General features: G+C 69.3%; 17 protein-coding genes and 5 tRNA genes. 5 read left to right on the forward strand and 17 right to left on the reverse strand.

Annotated elements, in window-relative coordinates; translation table 11 throughout:
- Positions 1–34: 34 nt before the first annotated feature.
- On the reverse strand, positions 35–835 hold the full coding sequence (gene thiD / locus ACWGDB_RS17090; protein ID WP_453823179.1) for a bifunctional hydroxymethylpyrimidine kinase/phosphomethylpyrimidine kinase: 801 nt from the start codon (positions 833–835) through the stop codon (positions 35–37).
- Entirely contained in the window at positions 832–1,800 is a 969-nt protein-coding gene (locus tag ACWGDB_RS17095) for a thiamine-phosphate kinase (RefSeq protein WP_328422982.1), read from the reverse strand. Before ACWGDB_RS17095 ends, thiD begins: the two co-directional genes overlap by 4 nt.
- Before the next feature lie 206 nt (positions 1,801–2,006).
- On the opposite strand from ACWGDB_RS17095, the gene ACWGDB_RS17100 reads away from it, so the two are divergent.
- Together ACWGDB_RS17100 and ACWGDB_RS17105 are read left to right on the forward strand one after the other, a co-directional pair.
- Positions 2,007–2,240: an Lrp/AsnC family transcriptional regulator gene (locus ACWGDB_RS17100; RefSeq protein ID WP_383243292.1), complete on the forward strand. Its 234-nt coding sequence runs from the start codon at positions 2,007–2,009 to the stop codon at positions 2,238–2,240.
- A 20-nt stretch (positions 2,241–2,260) separates the two neighbouring features.
- Entirely contained in the window at positions 2,261–2,770 is a 510-nt protein-coding gene (locus tag ACWGDB_RS17105) for a DUF3515 domain-containing protein (protein ID WP_453823180.1), read from the forward strand.
- A gap of 42 nt (positions 2,771–2,812) precedes the next feature.
- On the opposite strand, the gene ACWGDB_RS17110 is transcribed toward ACWGDB_RS17105, so the two are convergent.
- From ACWGDB_RS17110 to ACWGDB_RS17120, 3 genes are all read right to left on the reverse strand, one after another.
- Positions 2,813–3,970 carry a D-alanine--D-alanine ligase family protein gene (locus ACWGDB_RS17110; protein WP_453823181.1) on the reverse strand — a complete coding sequence of 386 codons (1,158 nt, stop codon included), beginning with the start codon at positions 3,968–3,970 and terminating at the stop codon, positions 2,813–2,815.
- Between the two features lie 159 nt (positions 3,971–4,129).
- Positions 4,130–5,140 (reverse strand): NAD(P)H-dependent glycerol-3-phosphate dehydrogenase, encoded by a 1,011-nt coding sequence (locus ACWGDB_RS17115; RefSeq protein WP_328422990.1) that lies wholly within the window; start codon positions 5,138–5,140, stop codon positions 4,130–4,132.
- On the reverse strand, positions 5,137–5,928 hold the full coding sequence (locus ACWGDB_RS17120) for a lysophospholipid acyltransferase family protein (protein ID WP_453823182.1): 792 nt from the start codon (positions 5,926–5,928) through the stop codon (positions 5,137–5,139). Before ACWGDB_RS17120 ends, ACWGDB_RS17115 begins: the two co-directional genes overlap by 4 nt.
- Positions 5,929–6,143: 215 nt before the next feature.
- Between ACWGDB_RS17120 and cofC the strand changes: the two genes are divergently transcribed.
- Both cofC and ACWGDB_RS17130 read left to right on the forward strand, forming a co-directional pair.
- The gene (cofC, locus tag ACWGDB_RS17125; protein WP_453823183.1) at positions 6,144–6,800 is read left to right on the forward strand and encodes a 2-phospho-L-lactate guanylyltransferase; all 657 of its coding nucleotides are present in this window, start codon (positions 6,144–6,146) and stop codon (positions 6,798–6,800) included.
- Between the two features lie 10 nt (positions 6,801–6,810).
- The gene (locus ACWGDB_RS17130; protein ID WP_453823184.1) at positions 6,811–7,005 is read left to right on the forward strand and encodes a hypothetical protein; all 195 of its coding nucleotides are present in this window, start codon (positions 6,811–6,813) and stop codon (positions 7,003–7,005) included.
- Positions 7,006–7,084: 79 nt separating this feature from the next.
- On the opposite strand, the gene ACWGDB_RS17135 is transcribed toward ACWGDB_RS17130, so the two are convergent.
- The 4 genes from ACWGDB_RS17135 to leuC all read right to left on the reverse strand — a co-directional run bounded on the left by ACWGDB_RS17135 (position 7,085) and on the right by leuC (position 10,420).
- Positions 7,085–7,729, reverse strand: coding sequence for an HU family DNA-binding protein (locus tag ACWGDB_RS17135; RefSeq protein ID WP_383607441.1), 645 nt, complete (start codon positions 7,727–7,729; stop codon positions 7,085–7,087).
- 138 nt (positions 7,730–7,867) lie between these two features.
- Complete coding sequence (locus ACWGDB_RS17140; RefSeq protein WP_328878980.1) at positions 7,868–8,098, reverse strand: SCO5555 family protein; 231 nt, start codon at positions 8,096–8,098, stop codon at positions 7,868–7,870.
- A 291-nt stretch (positions 8,099–8,389) separates the two neighbouring features.
- Positions 8,390–8,983: a 3-isopropylmalate dehydratase small subunit gene (gene leuD, locus ACWGDB_RS17145; RefSeq protein WP_383607442.1), complete on the reverse strand. Its 594-nt coding sequence runs from the start codon at positions 8,981–8,983 to the stop codon at positions 8,390–8,392.
- A 6-nt stretch (positions 8,984–8,989) separates the two neighbouring features.
- Positions 8,990–10,420, reverse strand: coding sequence for a 3-isopropylmalate dehydratase large subunit (gene leuC, locus ACWGDB_RS17150; protein WP_453823185.1), 1,431 nt, complete (start codon positions 10,418–10,420; stop codon positions 8,990–8,992).
- A 203-nt stretch (positions 10,421–10,623) separates the two neighbouring features.
- On the opposite strand from leuC, the gene ndgR reads away from it, so the two are divergent.
- Positions 10,624–11,340: an IclR family transcriptional regulator NdgR gene (gene ndgR / locus ACWGDB_RS17155; RefSeq protein WP_369273628.1), complete on the forward strand. Its 717-nt coding sequence runs from the start codon at positions 10,624–10,626 to the stop codon at positions 11,338–11,340.
- Positions 11,341–11,543: 203 nt separating this feature from the next.
- Here ndgR and ACWGDB_RS17160 read toward each other — a convergent pair.
- From ACWGDB_RS17160 to ACWGDB_RS17195, 8 genes are all read right to left on the reverse strand, one after another.
- A tRNA-Glu gene (locus ACWGDB_RS17160) sits at positions 11,544–11,616 on the reverse strand.
- Between the two features lie 28 nt (positions 11,617–11,644).
- A tRNA-Gln gene (locus tag ACWGDB_RS17165) sits at positions 11,645–11,716 on the reverse strand.
- Between the two features lie 20 nt (positions 11,717–11,736).
- Positions 11,737–11,809 (reverse strand) — tRNA-Glu (locus tag ACWGDB_RS17170).
- A 62-nt stretch (positions 11,810–11,871) separates the two neighbouring features.
- A tRNA-Glu gene (locus ACWGDB_RS17175) sits at positions 11,872–11,944 on the reverse strand.
- Between the two features lie 39 nt (positions 11,945–11,983).
- Positions 11,984–12,055: transfer RNA gene (locus ACWGDB_RS17180), tRNA-Gln, on the reverse strand.
- Positions 12,056–12,147: 92 nt separating this feature from the next.
- Positions 12,148–12,879: an HAD family hydrolase gene (locus ACWGDB_RS17185; protein WP_453823186.1), complete on the reverse strand. Its 732-nt coding sequence runs from the start codon at positions 12,877–12,879 to the stop codon at positions 12,148–12,150.
- A 479-nt stretch (positions 12,880–13,358) separates the two neighbouring features.
- Entirely contained in the window at positions 13,359–14,843 is a 1,485-nt protein-coding gene (gene gltX / locus ACWGDB_RS17190) for a glutamate--tRNA ligase (protein ID WP_453823187.1), read from the reverse strand.
- Positions 14,827–15,612 carry a fumarylacetoacetate hydrolase family protein gene (locus tag ACWGDB_RS17195; RefSeq protein ID WP_453823188.1) on the reverse strand — a complete coding sequence of 262 codons (786 nt, stop codon included), beginning with the start codon at positions 15,610–15,612 and terminating at the stop codon, positions 14,827–14,829. Before ACWGDB_RS17195 ends, gltX begins: the two co-directional genes overlap by 17 nt.
- Positions 15,613–15,705: the final 93 nt, after the last annotated feature.

The following is a 15,705-nucleotide window of genomic DNA, read 5'->3' on the forward strand; positions in this document are numbered from 1 at the left end:
TTTCACCGTGCGCGAGGCAAGATTCCCCGCGGGGTCAACGGGCCGTGCTACCCCGCGTGAGCGCCCAGCCGTGATCCACGGGCCCGATCCCCCCGCCGAGTGCGAAACCGGCGGCGATGGCGCCCGTGACGTACTTCTTGGCGGCCGCCACCGCATCCGGCACCGACAGCCCCTTCGCGAGATGCGACGCGATCGCGGAGGCGAGGGTGCAGCCCGTGCCGTGGGTGTGGCGGTTGTCGTGGCGCGGGGCCCGCAGCCAGTGCTCCTCGGAGCCGTCGGTGAGGAGATCCACGGCGTCGCCCGCGAGATGGCCGCCCTTCACCACGACCCACCGCGGCCCGTACGCCAGCACGGCCGCCGCGGCCCGCCTGAGGTCGTCCTCCGCCTCGACGTGCACTCCGGTGAGTTGAGCCACCTCGTCGAGGTTCGGGGTCGCCACGGTCGCCACCGGCAGCAGCTTCGTACGTACGGAATCCAGCGCGGACGCCGCCAGCAGCGAGTCGCCGTGCTTGGACACGCCCACCGGGTCGATCACGGCCGGCACGTCGGTGCCGGCGATCAATTCGGCCACCGTCTCGACGAGTTCGGCCGACGCGAGCATGCCCGTCTTGACCGCCTGTACGCCGATGTCGTCGACGACGCTGCGGTACTGGGCCCGCACCGCCTCCACAGGCAGCTCCCAAGCGCCCTGCACACCAAGGGAGTTCTGGGCGGTGACAGCGGTGATCACGCTCATGCCGTGCACGCCGAGCGCGAGCATCGTCTTCAGGTCGGCCTGGATGCCCGCGCCGCCGCCGGAGTCGGAGCCGGCGACCGTAAGGACGTTGGCGATCATGACTCGATGTCCCCTCCGAAGTGGTCCCAGCCGCCCTTGCGGGTCCACGGTGCCCCGTCCACCGTCACCTGGGGCAGCGCCGAGGGGTTGAGGACCTCGCCGATGACCTTCCAGCGGGCCGGCAGCTTCACGTCCGGCGGGAAGGTCGCCACGATCGCGTGGTCCTCTCCCCCGGTCAGCACCCACTGCATGGGATCGACGCCGACGGCCTGGCCGATGTCGTTCATCTGGGAGGGGATGTCGATCGCACCCGAGCGGATGTCGATACGGACCTTGCTGGCCTCGGCGATGTGCCCGAGGTCGGCGATCAGCCCGTCGCTCACGTCGCACATCGCGGTCGCGCCGAGCCCGGCGGCGGCCGGACCCGCGTGATACGGCGGCTCGGGGCGCCGGTGTGCCTCGACGAAGGCGCGCGGCGAGCGGAAACCGCGGGCGAGCACGGCGTATCCGGCCGCGGACCAGCCCAGCCAGCCCGTCACCGCGACGAGGTCGCCGGGCTGCGCGCCCGCCCGGGTCACGGGCTCCTGGTTGCGCAGATCGCCGAGCGCGGTGATCGACACCATGATCGTGTCGCCCCGTACGACGTCCCCGCCGACCACGGAGGCACCCGCGACCTGGCACTCGTCGCGCAGGCCGTCCATCAGCTCGGTCGGCCAGGTCACCGGGAGTTCGGCGGGGACCACCAGGCCGAGCAGCAGCGCCGTCGGCACCGCGCCCATGGCGGCGATGTCCGCGAGGTTCTGCGCGGCGGCCTTGCGGCCCACGTCGTACGCCGTGGACCAGTCGCGGCGGAAGTGCCGCCCCTCCAGCAGGATGTCGGTGCTGGCGACCACCCTGCGGTCGGGCGCGGCCACCACCGCGGCGTCGTCGCCCGGGCCGACCCGGACCGCCGGGGTGGTGGTCAGACGGGAGGTGAGCTCCCTGATGAGCCCGAACTCGCCGAGCTCACCAACAGTGCCCTTCATTGCCCTTACGCCCCTTCTGTCCCTGTCCGCACCCGGTCGCGCGTCACTACTGTCCTCGCTACGGTCGACGTGTACGTCAACTTCTGTCGTGCCTGCACCCCGGCGCGCAAGCCCCGGCCACCGCAGGTCTCCCCGCGGCGAGCGGCGACGCGATACCGTGGCGTTCCTTTTCCCCACATGATCCTCGTGGCCGCCCTGGAGGTTCCGTGGTACAGGCGTACATCCTGATCCAGACGGAGGTCGGCAAAGCGTCGACCGTCGCCGAGACGATCAGCAAGATCCCTGGAGTCATCCAGGCCGAGGACGTCACAGGACCGTACGACGTCATCGTGCGCGCCCAGGCCGACACCGTCGACGAGCTGGGTCGTCTGGTGGTCGCCAAGGTCCAGCAAGTGGACGGCATCACCCGCACCCTGACCTGCCCGGTCGTACATCTGTAGCCCCCGTCTACCCTTGGCCGGTGAACTCTTTGCGTCACCGGCACATTTCTGTCCTCGGGCTGCCCGCGCTCGTCCTGCTGATCACCGCAGCGGGCTGCTCATCAGCAGACGGCAGCGCGTCGGCGGCGGTTCCCAGCCCCGGCGCGAAGGCCGGGCAACTGTGCCGGAACCTCGACAAGGTGCTGCCGGCCAAGGTGGACGGTGAGAGCCGTGAGGACCCCTCGCCCGCGTCCGCGCTGACCGCGGGCTGGGGGGACTCGGCGATCATACTGCGGTGCGGTGTACCGCAGCCGCCGAAGATGGTCGATCCGAAGGTGGCCGAGGGCCGGGATCCGGACGCGGTGGCCGGTGGCGTGGAAGACGTCAAATGGCTGATGGAGAAGCAGGACGACGGCGGGTACCGGTTCACGACCGCCAGTCGTCTCGCGTATGTCGAGGTCAGCGTGCCGGAGGGCCGGGACAGCTCGGGTGTGCTGATCGATCTGGCCCCGGCGATCAAGAAGGCGATCCCCGAGGGGATCGCCAACTGAACTGTGCGGGTCTGACGGGAACCGACCGGAACCGTCCCGCTCCTACCGCAGACCCGTCGACCTGCGCAGAGCCGCCTCGATCAGCCGGTCCACCAGGTCCGGGTAGCTGATCCCGCTCGCCTGCCACATCTGCGGGTACATCGAAATCGGCGTGAAACCGGGCATCGTGTTGATCTCGTTGATCACGAACTCCCCGTCCTCGGTGAGGAAGAAGTCCGCCCGCACCAGCCCCTCGCACGAAGCCGCCTCGAAGGCGTCCACCGCCAGGCGCTGGACCTCCGCCGTCTCCTCCGGCGTCAGGGGCGCCGGCACGATCCCCGGCGTCGAGTCGATGTACTTGGCCTCGAAGTCGTAGTACGCGTGCGCGTCCGGCGGCGGGATCTCGGCGGGGACGGAGGCGCGCGGGCCGTCCTCGAACTCCAGCACCCCGCACTCGATCTCACGGCCGCGCAGTGCTGCCTCGACGAGGATCTTCGGGTCGTGCCGCCGGGCCTCGGCGATCGCCTCGTCCAGGCCGGACAGGTCCTCGACCTTGGTGATGCCGATCGACGAACCCGCACGCGCGGGCTTCACGAAGAGGGGCCAGCCGTGGTCGCCGGCGAGGTCGATGATCTTCTTGCGGGCGGCGGACTCGTCCCGCTCCCACTCGCGGGGCCGGATCACCACATACGGGCCCACCTTGAGCCCGAACGAGGTGAACACCCGCTTCATGTACTCCTTGTCCTGGCCGACGGCCGAGGCGAGCACTCCCGCGCCCACGTACGGCACCCCGGAGAGCTCCAGGAGGCCCTGGAGGGTCCCGTCCTCGCCGTAGGGCCCGTGCAGCACCGGGAAGACGACGTCGATCTCGCCCAGCGCCTTGGGGACCGATCCGGGCTCGGTGTAGACGACTTCGCGGTTCGCCGGGTCGACGGGGAGCACCACGCCGCCCTCGCTCGACTCGGCCAGCTCCTCGACGTTGGGCGTACGGCGCTCGGTGATCGCCATGCGTTCCGGTTCGTCGGCGGTGAGCACCCAGCGGCCGCTCTGCGTGATGCCGATCGGCAGGACGTCGTACTTCGTCCGGTCGATCGCACGCAGCACGGCGCCGGCGGTGACCATGGAGATCCCGTGCTCGGAGCTGCGGCCGCCGAACACGACGGCCACGCGCGGCTTGCGCGGCTGCTGGTCAGGGCTCTGGGGGAGGTTCTCGGTGCTCATATCGCGTTGAGGGTACCCGGTGGTAGGGGCCGGAGTCAGCGTCCGTTGACGGCTGGCGGTTCGCGCAGCGCCCCTTTCTGGGGGCGCGGGGAACTGCGCCACCAGCCCCCACCGGGCCGCACCCGGACAACGACCCGCCCGGTGCCCCCAGCGGAGCGCCTAGCGTCGCTCGGGCTTCGCGCTGCGCGACATGAGCTCCTTCAGGGCGACCACGGGCGGCTTGCCCTCGTGCACGATGCCGACGACCGTCTCGGTGATGGGCATGTCGACGCCGTGCCGGCGGGCCAGATCCAGCACGGACTCACAGGACTTGACGCCCTCGGCGGTCTGCTTGGTGACCGCGATGGTCTCCTGCAGGGTCATGCCCTTGCCGAGGTTGGTGCCGAAGGTGTGGTTGCGCGACAGCGGAGAGGAGCAGGTCGCCACCAGGTCGCCGAGGCCGGCGAGTCCGGCGAACGTCAGCGGGTCGGCGCCCAGCCGGACTCCGAGCCGCGCGGTCTCGGCGAGGCCGCGCGTGATGAGCGAGCCCTTGGCGTTGTCGCCGAGCCCCATGCCGTCCGCGATGCCGACGGCGAGCCCGATGACGTTCTTCACGGCACCGCCCAGCTCGCAGCCCACCACGTCGGTCTCGGTGTACGGCCTGAAGTACGGCGTGTGACAGGCGGCCTGGAGACGCTGGGCGACGGCCTCGTCGGTGCATGCGACGACGGCCGCGGCGGGCATCCGCGCGGCGATCTCACGGGCGAGGTTCGGTCCGGTGACCACGGCGATCCGGTCCGAACCGACCTTGGCGACATCGTCGATGACCTCGCTCATCCGCATCGCGGAGCCGAGTTCGACACCCTTCATCAGTGAGACGAGGACCGTGCCGGGCGCGAGGAGCGGGGTCCACTCGGCGAGGTTGCCGCGCAGCGTCTGCGAGGGGATCGCGAGGACGGTGAAGTCGGCGCCGTGCGCGGCCTCGGCGGCGTCGGGCGTCGCCCGCAGGTTCTCCGGGAGCTCGACGCCGGGGAGGTAGTCGGGGTTCGTACGGGTGGAGTTGACCGCTTCCGCGAGTTCGGGACGGCGGGCCCACAGGGTCACCTCGCAGCCCGCGTCGGCGAGGACCATGCCGAAGGCGGTGCCCCACGATCCGGTGCCCATGACGGCCGCCTTGACGGGCTTGCTCACGTGCCCTGCCCCTCTTCCTGCCCGGCCTTGGGCTGGACCGGCGTCTGCTGGTTCTGCGCGGCGGTCCGGCGCCGCTGCTCGATGCGCTCCTGACGCGGATCGTACGGCGTCTCGGGCGCCTTCTCGCCGCGGATCTCCTCCAGCTGGCGAGTGACGGCGGCCATGATGACCTCGGTCGCCTCCTTCAGCAACTCCGGGGTCATCTCCTTGTCGTAGAAGCGCACGAGGTCGACCGGCGGACCCGCGAGCACCCGGTGGGTCTTGCGCGGAAGGACGTCGGCCTTCTTGGCGTACGGCGGCAGCAACTCGTTGGCGCCCCACTGCGCTACGGGGATCACCGGGCACTTGGTCTGCAGGGCGACGCGTGCGGCACCGGTCTTGCCCGTCATGGGCCACTGGTCCGGGTCCCGGGTGATGGTGCCCTCGGGATAGAACGCCACGCATTCACCGCGCTCCACGGCGTCGATCGCGGCGCGGAAGGCACTCAGCGCGTCCGTGGTCTCCCGGTAGACGGGGATCTGGCCGGTACCGCGCATCGCGGCGCCGACGAATCCCTTCTTGAAAAGCCCGCTCTTCGCCAGGAATCGCGGAACCCGGCCGGTGTTGTACTGAAAGTGCGCGTACGCGAAGGGATCGATGTGCGAATTGTGGTTCACCGCGGTGATAAATCCGCCCTCGGCCGGAATGTGCTCCATTCCACGCCAGTCCCGCTTGATCAGAACCACCAGCGGCGGTTTGCAGAGCACCGCTGCGAAGCGGTACCAGAAGCCGATTCTGCGGCGGGGCACGCGGAGCACCTTCCTCTAGGAATCAAGGACATCGGACCCGGGAGCCGCACAAGTGTCGCCCCAGGCCGCCGGTCTGTCGAGAACACCGTACGCCCGCCCGTCTCCCGCCCCCACCCTTGCATGGAGCTTCGCACCCCTCCCATTGCCGCGGCTGCCACATGGCCCCGGTGACGGCTGAGTGACAATGGCCGCGACTAGAGAGGGACGGAACGCGCGTGCAGTGGACCTTGGTCATACCCCTGAAACCCTTGGCGCGGGCGAAGAGCAGGCTCTCGGACACCGCCTCGGACGGGCTGCGCCCCGGCCTGGCCCTCGCATTCGCCCAGGACACCGTGGTGGCGGCGCTGGCCTGCCCGGCGGTGAAGGATGTGGCAGTCGTCACGGGCGACACACTGGCAGGCCGCGAGCTGGGCGCACTTGGCGCGCACATCGTCCCCGACGAGCCCGGCGGCGGCCTGAACGCGGCACTGGCACACGCGGCGGCACTCGTACGGTCATCCCGTCCCGAAAGCCCCGTGGCGGCCCTGAACGCCGATCTCCCCGCCCTGCGCCCGCTGGAATTGGCCCGCGTCCTGGACGCGGCGGCGGAATTTTCCCGCGCTTTTCTCCCGGACGCCGCGACAATCGGCACCACTCTGCTGGCCGCTGCCCCCGGACATGAATTGCGGCCGGCATTCGGCGAGGATTCCCGGGCCCGCCATCGTGAGTCGGGGGCAGCGGAACTCTGCCTCGACGAGGTGGATTCCGTACGCCAGGACGTGGACACCGGCGAGGATCTGCGGGCCGCACTGGCCCTGGGCGTGGGCCCGCGAACGACGGCGGCCGCTGCACGTCTGCTCACCGCACCGCACCCGAACCACAACCCGTCGTAGGGTTGCAACCATGCAGGCCACCGCTTACACCTACGACGAAGCCACCCGCTCCGGCAGCGTCCTCCTGGACGACGGCACCCCCGTCTCCTTCGACGCCCCGGCGTTCGACGCGGGCGGCCTGAGGCTGCTGCGCCCCGGGCAGCGGGTCCGTATCGAGACGGAAGGCGACGGCGAGGCCCTGCGGATCACGCTGGTGACGCTCTAGAACGCGCCGCGGGCCGGACTCCACTCGGAGTCCGGCCCGGCGCGTGAGTGCCCTGCGGTTCTACCTGTGACCCGCAGTTCTACCTCTTGCGGGCGGTGGCCTTCTTGGCCGTGGTCTTGCGAGCCGTCGACTTCTTTGCGGGCGCCTTCTTGGCGGTCGCCTTCTTCGCCGGGGCCTTCTTGGCCGTCGCCTTCTTGGCCGTGGTCTTCTTCGCCGCGGTGGTCTTCTTGGCGGCAGCCGTGGTCTTCTTGGCCGTCGTCTTCTTCGCGGTGGTCTTCTTGGCGGCAGCCGTGGTCTTCTTGGCCGTCGTCTTCTTCGCGGTCGTCTTCTTCGCCGCCGCCTTGGTGGTCTTCTTCGCGGCGGCCTTCTTGACCGTCGCCGAGGCACCACCGGTCAGGCTGCCCTTGGGCGCCTTCTTGACGGCGACCTCGCCGCCCCGGGGGAGCTTCTTCGAGCCGCTCACCAGGTCCTTGAAGCCCTGACCCGCACGGAAGCGCGGAACGGAGGTCTTCTTGACCCGAACCCGCTCGCCCGTCTGAGGGTTACGGGCGTAGCGAGCAGGCCGGTCGACCTTCTCGAACGAACCGAAGCCGGTGACGGAGACCCGCTCACCCGAGACGACCGCGCGGACGATGGCGTCCAGTACGTGGTCGACAGCCTCGGCGGCCTGCTGGCGGCCGCCCATCTTGTCGGCAATCGCTTCTACGAGCTGCGCCTTGTTCACGTCTTCCCCTTCGGAGACATCGCCAGAACGAAAGTGTTCAAGCTTTTTCGCACGTTAGGCAGATATATACCGCAAATCAAACACGAAACGGGCTAATCACCCTTGTGCCGCAACAGACTCGACAGTCTCGAAGGTGTTTCAGCGTTCCTCTTCGGGGAATCGCCCCGCGTCGAGGTCCGCCATGAACCGCTCCAGACGCCTTGTCGCTTCGGCGACGTCGTGCTTGGCCGCGGCCGTAATGACCAGCAGCTTCCGGGTCAGCGCCATCCGTACGCCCTCCGGGACTTGCAGTGCGCGCACCCTTCCATGCGCTTCCTTGAGTTGGTCCGCGACTGCCGCATAGAGCTCGAGTTGGCCGTCGTGTTCCATGCACAGATTGTGCCATCTGGGGCGAGTTGTCGCCTGCCAGGGGTGCAACTCCGGCCTCAAATGGCCTTCCGGGCACTTGCGGAAGCCGCGATGACAACACTCGCGTACCCCTTCAACATCCTTCGTAACGTGGGAAGTTGAGCGCCACCGGCGAGCGGCGCAGGGCCGTTCGGGTGCAGACATGGCAGTACCCCCGATCGGGCTGATCGGGGGTACTGCGGGGGTGTTGTGGTGGCCGAAAGTGGCCTTGTTTCGAAGTCTCGGCTCGCGCCTCGGGGTCAGGCCCTGGGATCAGGACTGAAGGGTGCGCGGCTTGAAGGACGGCCGCTTCGCCTCGTAGGTGGCGATGTCGGCCTCGTTCTGCAGGGTGATCGAGATGTCGTCGAGGCCGTTCAGCAGCCGCCAGCGGGAGTTCTCGTCCAGCTCGAAGGAGGCGGTGATGCCCTCGGCGCGCACTTCACGGGCCTGAAGGTCGACGGTGACCTCGGCCTGCGGGTCCTGCTCGGTGAGCTCCCACAGCGCGTCCACGATCTTCTGCTCCAGAACCACTGTGAGCAGGCCGTTCTTGAGCGAGTTGCCGCGGAAGATGTCCGCGAAACGCGAGGAGATGACGGCCTTGAAGCCGTAGTTCTGCAGCGCCCACACGGCGTGCTCACGGGAGGAACCGGTGCCGAAGTCGGGACCGGCGACCAGCACCGTGGCGCCTTCGCGCTCGGGGCGGTTGAGCACGAACTCCGGGTCCTTGCGCCAGGCCTCGAAAAGCCCGTCCTCGAACCCGTCCCGGGTCACCTTCTTGAGCCAGTGAGCAGGGATGATCTGGTCGGTGTCGACGTTGGAGCGGCGCAGCGGGACGGCCCGGCCGGTGTGCGTGGTGAATGCTTCCATGGCTGATCAGACTCCAGCGGGCGTACGGGTCTCGGCGTCGGACAGGTCGGCCGGGGAGGCCAGGTGGCCCAGGACCGCGGTGGCCGCCGCGACCTGCGGCGACACCAGGTGCGTACGACCGCCCTTGCCCTGCCGGCCCTCGAAGTTGCGGTTGGAGGTGGACGCGGAGCGCTCACCCGGGGCCAGCTGGTCGGGGTTCATGCCCAGACACATCGAGCAGCCCGCGTGCCGCCACTCGGCGCCGGCCTCCTTGAAGACGACGTCCAGACCCTCGGAAACGGCCTGCAGACCCACCCGCGCGGAGCCGGGGACGACCAGCATCCGTACGCCGTCGGCGACTTTGCGGCCCTTCACGAGCTCCGCGGCGGCGCGCAGGTCCTCGATGCGGCCGTTGGTGCACGAGCCTACGAAGACGGTGTCCACCTTGATGGAGCGCAGCGGCTGACCGGCCTCCAACCCCATGTATTCCAGGGCCTTTTCGGCGGCGAAGCGCTCCGAAGCGTCTTCGTACGAAGCCGGATCGGGGACGGCCGCCGAAAGCGGCGCACCCTGGCCGGGGTTGGTGCCCCAGGTGACGAACGGCGACAGTTCGGCGGCCTCGATCACGACCTCGGCGTCGAACTCGGCGCCCTCGTCCGTCTTCAGCGTCTTCCAGTACGCGACGGCCGCGTCCCAGTCCTCGCCCTTGGGGGCGTGCGGACGGCCCTCGAGGTAGTCGAAGGTGGTCTGGTCGGGGGCGATCATGCCCGCGCGGGCGCCGGCCTCGATCGACATGTTGCAGATGGTCATCCGGGCCTCCATCGAGAGCTTCTCGATGGCGGAGCCGCGGTACTCCAGGACGTAGCCCTGGCCGCCGCCGGTGCCGATCCTGGCGATGATCGCCAGGATCAGGTCCTTGGCGGTGACGCCCTCGGGCAGTTCGCCGTTGACCGTGATGGCCATGGTCTTCGGACGGGCCATGGGCAGCGTCTGGGTGGCCAGCACATGCTCGACCTGGGAGGTACCGATACCGAACGCCAGACCGCCGAAGGCGCCGTGCGTGGAGGTGTGCGAGTCACCGCAGACGACGGTCATGCCGGGCTGCGTCAGTCCCAGCTGGGGTCCGACGACGTGCACGACGCCCTGCTCCACGTCGCCCAGCGGGTGCAGGCGCACACCGAAGTCGGCGGCGTTCTTGCGCAGCGTCTCCAGCTGGACGCGGGAGACCGGGTCCGCGATGGGCTTGTCGATGTCGAGGGTCGGGGTGTTGTGGTCCTCGGTGGCGATGGTCAGGTCGAGCCGGCGCACCTGGCGACCGCTCTTGCGGAGGCCGTCGAAGGCCTGCGGGCTGGTCACCTCGTGCAGCAGGTGCAGATCGATGAAGAGGAGGTCGGGCTCGCCCTCGGCGCGCCGGACGACATGGTCGTCCCAGACCTTCTCCGCGAGTGTCCTACCCATCGCTTTCCCTCCGGCCGGCTTACGGTCTGCCGGCCCAACTAGAGATCTTGAGAAGGCGACCTGCGCCCGCGCCCCTGCTTTCCGGGCGTCCGCCGCCAGGCCCGCTCTGGTTTACGGGCCGCTCTGCCTTCGTTCTTCCAGAGTGGCGTGTTCCACGGAAAATTGAACTTGCGTTTCACAGAGTGAGACGCGAGTATCGTTTCATGGACAACAGTAGCGGCGTCGGCGTTCTGGACAAGGCAGCCCTTGTCCTGAGCGCCCTGGAGTCCGGTCCGGCCACCCTCGCAGGGCTCGTCTCGGCCACCGGACTGGCACGACCCACGGCCCATCGACTGGCCGTGGCTCTGGAACACCACCGCATGGTGGCGCGTGACATGCAGGGCCGTTTCATTCTCGGCCCCCGCCTTTCGGAACTGGCCGCGGCGGCAGGTGAGGACCGCCTTCTCGCCACGGCGGGCCCGGTCCTCACCCACCTCCGCGACGTGACCGGCGAGAGCGCACAGCTCTATCGCCGCCAGGGCGACATGCGCATCTGCGTCGCCGCGGCGGAGCGTCTGTCCGGCCTGCGGGACACGGTCCCGGTCGGCTCGACGCTCACGATGAAGGCGGGCTCCTCGGCACAGATCCTCATGGCCTGGGAGGAGCCGGAGCGCCTGCACCGGGGCCTGCAGGGCGCCCGCTTCACGGCGACGGCCCTCTCCGGCGTACGACGCCGAGGCTGGGCCCAGTCGATCGGCGAGCGGGAGCCGGGCGTCGCGTCCGTCTCCGCGCCGGTACGCGGCCCGTCGAACCGCGTGGTGGCCGCCGTGTCGGTCTCCGGCCCCATCGAGCGCCTCACCCGCCACCCCGGCCGTATGCACGCCCAGGCCGTCATCGACGCGGCAGCCCGTCTCTCCGAGGCCCTGCGCCGCTCGGGCTGATCAGTCGCGGGGCGTCGTGCCCCCGCCGGAACAGGACCAGCCTCAACGCCGCGGCAGGTTCTTGACCGACGGGGAGCCGTCGCCCCCCGGCCCACCTACGACCGGTCCCTCAACTGCTGCTGGCGTACGCCCGGTTGAGGGGCCCGGGAAAGCCCCAGACGCAGCGAAAGGCCCTCCGCCTGAGCGGAGGGCCTTCGTTTTTGTACCCCCGACCGGATTCGAACCGGCGCTACCGCCTTGAGAGGGCGGCGTGCTAGGCCGCTACACAACGGGGGCCTGGACACTGCGTTTCCGCAGGTCCGAGCTGGTCTACCTGGACTCGAACCAAGACTAACTGAACCAGAATCAGTCGTGCTGCCAATTACACCATAGACCAATGTGGTTTAGACCAGTCAGTACCCCCGACCGGATTCGAACCGGCGCTACCGCCTTGAGAGGGCGGCGTGCTAGGCCGCTACACAACGGGGGCCCTAGCGATCCTGCATCGAAGTCGGTGGGAGCTACCCGAGCCGTCCTCGCGGGAAGGATCTGTACCCCCGACCGGATTCGAACCGGCGCTACTGCCTTGAGAGGGCAGCGTGCTAGGCCGCTACACAACGGGGGCTTTGCGGATGAGATCCGCGACGCAGATGAGCTCTGCGAGCTGGCCTACCTGGACTCGAACCAAGACTAACTGAACCAGAATCAGTCGTGCTGCCAATTACACCATAGGCCACTGGAACGCAAGCCCCTGAGGGCGATGTCGTTCTAGTTTGCTCCCCCGGATTCCGGCCTTTCGGCCCGCTCTCCGGCGGCGCAGGAAGAACATTACCCGAAGGTGGACGGGGCTCCAAAACGGGTATCCGCGCGGAGGAGCGCGGGGAGTTCGGCGAGGGAGGCGATCCGTTGCGGCCCGCCGGGGGCGTCATCGCTGGTGTACACGCCGTCACGGTTGATCCACACCGACAGCAGTCCGGCGTCGGCGGCACCCCGCCCGTCGATCTCCGGGTGATCACCGACGTACGCCACCTGGTGCGGGGCGAGCTCCAGTGCCGTGCAGGCGGCGTGGAAGGCGCCGGCCTCCGGTTTCGAGATGCCGAGCTCGGCGGCGCACAGGATCGCCTCGAACCGGTCGTGGACCCCGAGCACCCGGAGCTTGCGGTCCTGGACGACGAGGCTGGAGTTGGACAGGACGGCGTGCCGATGACTGGTCGCGAGGGCGTCCAGGACGGGCAGGACGTCCGGGAACAGGGCCCAGGCGGCCTCGTAGTGCGTGATGTACCGCCGGAACCACGCCTCCGCCTCGGCGTCCGTCAGCTCCTCGCCCAGGAAGACCCGTACGCGATCACGCCGCTGGCCCTCGAAGGTCGCCTCCCCCGCCGAGAACCGTGCCCACTGCTGATCGGTGACCTGCCGCCAGCGCACGAGGGCCTGATCGACGGTCTCGTACCCGTCGAGCAGGCCCTCGGCCAGCAGGTGCTCGCGCATTCCGGCGCGGTCGGCCGCGGTGTAGTCGAAGAGGGTGTCGTCCACGTCCCAGACCACGGCCCGAATGCTCATGATCCGACGGTAACCCGGACGGCAGGAGGCTGTCCGTCAGTTGACCGCGGTCGTGCCGGTGACCGTGAGGGCGGGGGCCCACCTCGTCGTGCGGCTGGGCGGTCAGCTTCCAGGTGTACGTGACGGTGACGCGGCGGCCATCGGTCCGAAGCCGTCCCAGGCGGCGCGGACGGCGGCGCCCGCGGTGCCGCCGCTGTTGGTCAAGGGTGAGCGTCCAGTCGGCGGGCCTGTTGAGCTGCCACACGGGCTGCCAGGGGCGGGACTTCGTGGGGCCGCCCTGCGCCACCGCCCCGGTGAGCGCCACCGTGGCAAGTCTTCGTGAACGAGTCACGTTCCCTCCCCACGTAACAGGGTGCGCAGGGAGCATCCAACGTCCACCACGGAAGCGACGGTTGCCCGGAGGGGTGGACTCCGGGTGACCTCTGCGCGGACACGCGAAGGGCGGCGCCCGAACCGGACGCCGCCCTGTGGTGAACGCGCTATGCGGCCAGCTTGGCCAGCGCCGCGTCGATACGGGCCAGCGTCTGCTCCTTGCCCAGGACCTCGAGGGACTCGAAGAGGGGCAGGCCGACCGTGCGGCCGGTGACGGCGACGCGGACCGGGGCCTGGGCCTTGCCGAGCTTGAGGCCGTGGGCCTCGCCGGCGGCCAGGACGGCCTCCTTCAGGGACTCGGGGGAGGTCCAGTCGGCCGCGTCCAGCTTTTCGCGGGCGGTCGTCAGGAGCGCGTCGCTGCCCTCCTTCATCGCCTTGGTCCAGCTCGGCTCGTCGAACACCGGCTCCGGGAGGAAGAGGAAGTCGACGTTGTCCGTGATCTCGGAGAGGACCTTCAGGCGCGTCTGGGCGTGCGGGGCGATCGCGTGCCACTTGGTCTCGTCGAACTCCTCCGGCGCCCAGGGGGCGAACGGGGCCTTCAGCCAGGGGGCGCAGCGCTCCGTGAAGTCCTTCACGTCGAGCAGGCGGATGTGGTCGCCGTTGATCGACTCGCACTTCTTGAGGTCGAAGCGGGCCGGGTTGGGCTGCACATCCGCGATGTCGAAGGCCGCGACCATCTCGTCCATCGTGAAGATGTCCTGGTCGGCGGAGAGCGACCAGCCGAGCAGGGAGAGGTAGTTGAGGAGGCCCTCGGGGAGGAAGCCGCGCTCGCGGTAGAGGTTCAGCGACGACTGGGGGTCGCGCTTGGACAGCTTCTTGTTGCCCTCGCCCATCACGTACGGCAGGTGGCCGAACTGCGGGATCTGCTTGGCGATGCCCAGCTCCGTCAGCGCCTTGTACAGGGCGATCTGGCGGGGCGTGGAGGAGAGCAGGTCCTCGCCGCGCAGGACGTGGGTGATCTCCATCAGGGCGTCGTCGACCGGGTTCACCAGGGTGTACAGCGGGGCGCCGTTCGCGCGGACGATGCCGTAGTCCGGGACGTTCTCCGGGGTGAAGGTCAGCTCGCCGCGGACCAGGTCCGTGAAGGTGATCGTCTCGTCGGGCATACGGAAGCGGACGATGGGCTCGCGGCCCTGGGCCTTGTACTCCGCGACCTGCGCGTCGGTCAGCGCGCGGCAGTGGCCGTCGTAGCCGGACGGCTTGCCGGCGGCGCGGGCGGCCTCGCGGCGGCTGTCCAGCTCCTCCTGGGAGCAGTAGCAGTGGTAGGCGTAACCGCCGTCCAGGAGCTTCTGGCCGACCTCCTTGTAGAGGTCCATGCGCTGCGATTGGCGGTACGGCGCGTGCGGGCCGCCGACCTCGGGGCCCTCGTCCCAGTCGAAGCCCAGCCAGCGCATCGAGTCGAGCAGCTGGTTGTAGGACTCCTCGGAGTCGCGGGCCGCGTCGGTGTCCTCGATGCGGAAGACGAGCGTGCCCTGGTGGTGCTTGGCGAACGCCCAGTTGAACAGGGCGGTGCGGACCAGGCCCACGTGGGGGTTACCGGTGGGCGAGGGGCAGAAACGTACGCGGACGGGTGCGCTAGCCACGCTTGACAACCTTGTTGGTGAGAGTGCCGATGCCTTCGATGGTGACGGCGACCTCGTCGCCGACGTTGAGGGGGCCGACCCCTGCCGGGGTGCCCGTGAGGATCACGTCGCCGGGGAGCAGCGTCATGGCCTCGGAGATGTTGACGATCAGATCCTCGATCCGGTGGATCATCTCGCTGGTGCGGCCGAGCTGGCGCTGTTCGCCGTTGACGGTGAGCTGGATCGTCAGGTCGGACGCCTTCTCGAGGTCCAGGCCGGTCTCCACCCAGGGGCCCAGCGGGCAGGAGGTGTCGAAGCCCTTGGCCCGCGCCCACTGCTTCTCGCGCTTTTGGACGTCGCGGGCGGTGATGTCGTTGGCGCAGGTGTAGCCGAAGATCACGTCCTTGACGCGTTCGCGCGGGACCTCACGGCACATGCGGCCGATGACGACGGCCAGTTCGGCCTCGTGGTGGAGGTCCTCGGTGAAGGACGGGTACTGAATTTCGTCGCCGGCACCGATCACCGCGGTGGACGGCTTGAAGAAGGCGAACGGGGCGTCCGGCACTTCGTGGCCGAGTTCGCGGGCGTGCTCGGCGTAGTTGCGGCCGAAGGCCACGACCTTGTTGGGGAGCACCGGCGGCAGCAGCCTCACCTTGCCGAGCGGGACCTTCGTACCGGAGAGCTCGAAGTCCGCGAACGGGATGCCCTTGATGATGTCGAGGACGAGCTCGTCAGGCTTGTCGCCCTCGACCGCGCCGAAGGCGACGTTCCCGTCGATGGAGAATCTGGCGATGCGCACGGGATCCCTGCGCCCCTCACTTGAGCCGGCTGGAGTCTGACGCTCCAGGCTAACGCGGCAGGGGGCAGGTGCCTCGCGCATTACCTCGGGTGC

The organism is Streptomyces sp. NPDC055013, assembly GCF_053608645.1.